The 3,029-nt window shown below is 75.9% G+C and carries 1 protein-coding gene and 1 pseudogene; one reads left to right on the top strand and one right to left on the bottom strand.

Going from position 1 to position 3,029, the window contains the following annotated elements; translation table 11 throughout:
• Window positions 1-824 (bottom strand): annotated as a pseudogene (locus tag RYN42_RS20130) (hypothetical protein); the annotation flags it as partial.
• 232 nt (window positions 825-1,056) lie between these two features.
• Between RYN42_RS20130 and RYN42_RS20125 the strand changes: the two are divergent.
• The coding region (locus RYN42_RS20125) for a hypothetical protein (RefSeq protein WP_315099400.1) at window positions 1,057-3,029 on the top strand (1,973 nt) is incomplete at its 3' end.

The raw sequence follows: 3,029 nt of genomic DNA, 5'->3' as shown, positions 1-3,029 counted from the left end.
GGTCCCGTGCGCGGCCTCGCCGCCCGGGCCTGTGCGGCCTCGCGCAGCTGCCGGCGGGTCAGGACGGGGATGTCGTCGACGTCGCCGACGGCCACCGACACCGCGGGGGTCGCCCCCGTGGTCACCTCGTGCCAGGTCGGCTCGTCGGTCCCGGCACGGCGGCGGCGCAGCTCGCGCAGCAGGAGCCAGCCCGCCAGCAGCACCAGCAGCGAGCCCACCGCGACGCACGGCCAGAGCCACGGTGTGGTGACCACCCGGGGCCACTCGAGGGCGAGCGTCGGGGCGGACTCGCCGGTGCTGACCGCGAGCAGGCTCCAGCGGCCCTCCTGCGCGGGCCACACGAGCTCCGCGGAACCGGTCCCGGTCTCCTGCGCCACCCACAGGTCCGACCCTGTGGGGTCGGCGGCGACGGGCGCCTCGGCGGCGTCCTCCGTCGGCGCGGGCGTCGCGGCGTCGGCGGGCGCCTCGGCATCGGTCGGCGCGGGCGTCGGGACCGGCGCCTCCACGTCGTCGACGGCGAGCGTGTGCCACCCGGACAGGCCCGTGACCCGGCCGTGCGCGTCGGTGCCGACCCAGCCGGTGACGTCGGTGTCCCGCCCGACCGCCAGGACGACGGTGCCGTCGTCCGGGACGCTGACCCTGACGGTCACCGGGTCGCCGCCGAGCTCGAGCACACCCGGGTCGGTCACCAGGGTGTGCGGGCCGCCCGTCGTCGTGGCAACGAGGACGTCGTCGGCCCGCCAGACGGTCGCCGACGCGATGCCGAGACCGATGACGACCAGTCCGACGACACCGACGACCGCGATGATCAGTCGCTTGAGCACGCAGGATCCTCCAGGGACGAGAACCTCCAGGATAGGCAGAGGCGCACGTCACGACCGAACCGGGATCGAGTGGACGGATCCGTCCGCGTGTGCTTCCCGCGTGTGCCCGCCCTGGTCGGTCCCGACCGCAGCGGGGTGAACACGGGTATCCTGACCGGCGGGCTCCGGAAGGTGACGAGCGCCTCGTCCGAGGCAGCTCCACGCGGAGCCACAGTGCCCAGGAGGACTTCTCGTGCCCGACGCCCGGCCCCCGTTCCCCGTCGTCAACTTCCGTGGCTACGAGCGAGAGGCCGTCGACGCCCGCATCTCGGGCCTGGAGAAGGCCCTCGCCGACGCCCGCGCCCAGGTCGAGGCCCTGGACGGGCGCGCGATGCAGGTGTCCGGCGAGCTCTCCGAGGCGCACCGCCAGCTGCGCGAGGCCGAGCGGCCCACGTACTCCGGACTGGGCTCCCGCATCGAGCAGCTGCTGCGCTCCGCCGAGGAGCAGTCCTCCGACGTCGTGACGCAGGCCAACGCCCAGGCCGCCGACGCGCTCGCCCGCGCCAAGCTCTCGTCCGGCCAGCTGCGTGCCCGCGCGGAGAACGAGGTCGCCGAGCTGGTCGCGACCGCCCGCCGCGAGGCGGACGAGGTCAAGACGACGGCCCAGGCGGAGGCGGAGAGCACGCTGCTTGCCGCCCAGCGCCGCGCCGAGGAGCTCGTCGGCTCCGCCGAGCGGGAGGCCGCCCGGATCCAGAGCGCGATCACCACCGAGGAGAGCGAGCGCCGCAGCTCCCTGGAGCGCGAGCTGGGCACCCTGCGCGCGAGCGTCGAGCACGAGGCCACGCAGCTGCGGGTGGCGACCGAGCGCACCGCGAGCGAGCTGCGGGCGCGCTCCGAGGCCGAGACGACCGCGCAGCGCGAGGAGGCCGAGCGCTACGCGCAGGACCTGCGGCAGAGCGCCGACGCCGACACCACGGAGCTGCGCCAGCGCGTGGAGGGTGAGCTCGCCGGCGCGCGCGTCGAGGTCGACCGGTACGTGGCCCAGCAGCGCAGCGACGTCGCGGCCGAGGTCGACGCCGCACGTCAGCAGGCGGCCGAGGAGGTCACGTCGCTGCGCGTGCAGACCCAGGAGTACGCGGACGGCCTGCGCGCCGCGGCCGAGCGGGACGCCGCTGCGCTGCAGCAGCGGGTCGCGGTCGAGGTCGCCGCGCTGCGGGTGGAGGCCGAGCAGTACGCGGCCTTCGTCCGTGCGCAGGCCGAGCGCGAGACCGGCGAGCTGCGCTCGAAGACGTCCGACGAGCTCGCGGCGCAGCGGGCCGACGCGGAGCAGACCGTCGTCGCCCTGCGCGGGGAGGCCGAGCGCTACGCCACGGACCTGCGTGCCGCCGCAGAGCGGGAGACCACCGAGCTGCGGGAGCGGACCACGCACGAGACCGCCCACCTGCGCGACGTCACGACGCGCGAGGCGGCCGAGCTCCAGGAGGTCACCGCACGCGAGACCACCGAGCTGCGCGCCGCGGCCGAGCGGGAGACCACCGAGCTGCGCGAGCGCACCCGCCTGGAGGTCGAGCGCGCACTGACGGAGGCCCGTCGGTCGGCCGCCGAGCTCACCACGGCGGCGAAGACCCACGCCGACGAGATGATCCGCACCGCGGAGCAGCAGCTGGCCGACGCCGAGCTGACCATCGCGTCGCGGCGCGAGGCCGCCGAGCGCGAGGACGCGCAGCGGCACGAGACCGCCCGCGCCGAGACCGACCGCCTGGTCCGCGACGCCGAGGCGCACGCCGCCGAGGCCGAGCAGCGCGTGGCCAAGGCGCTGGCGCAGGCGGACAAGGTACGCACCGACGCCGAGCAGCACGCCAAGGAGCTCATCTCCAACGCGCGCAAGAACGCCGACCGGGTGGTGGCTGAGGCCCGCGAGCACGCCGAGAAGCAGATCTCGGACGCGATGATCGAGTCCGAGCGCGAGCGGACGTCGGCGACCCGCCAGGTCGAGGACCTCAACCGGCAGCGCGAGTCGATCACGTCCTACCTCGACGAGCTGCGCAACCTGCTCGGGCACAACCCTGACCGGGCCACCCTCGACCGGGCGACGCGCGCCGAGGCCGCGTTCGAGCAGGAGCAGAAGTCCGCTCCCGCCGCGACGGCGTCGGGCCCCGGCGTCGCACCGGCCGCCCCCGCCGGCAAGCCGGCCCGCCCGGCGTCGCGACCCACCAAGTCGCGGCC

This window comes from uncultured Cellulomonas sp. (assembly GCF_963527515.1).
In the GTDB taxonomy this organism is placed as follows: domain Bacteria; phylum Actinomycetota; class Actinomycetes; order Actinomycetales; family Cellulomonadaceae; genus Cellulomonas.
The sequence above is the reverse complement of the archived record's forward strand: the minus strand, read 5'-3'. Positions and strand labels throughout refer to the sequence as shown.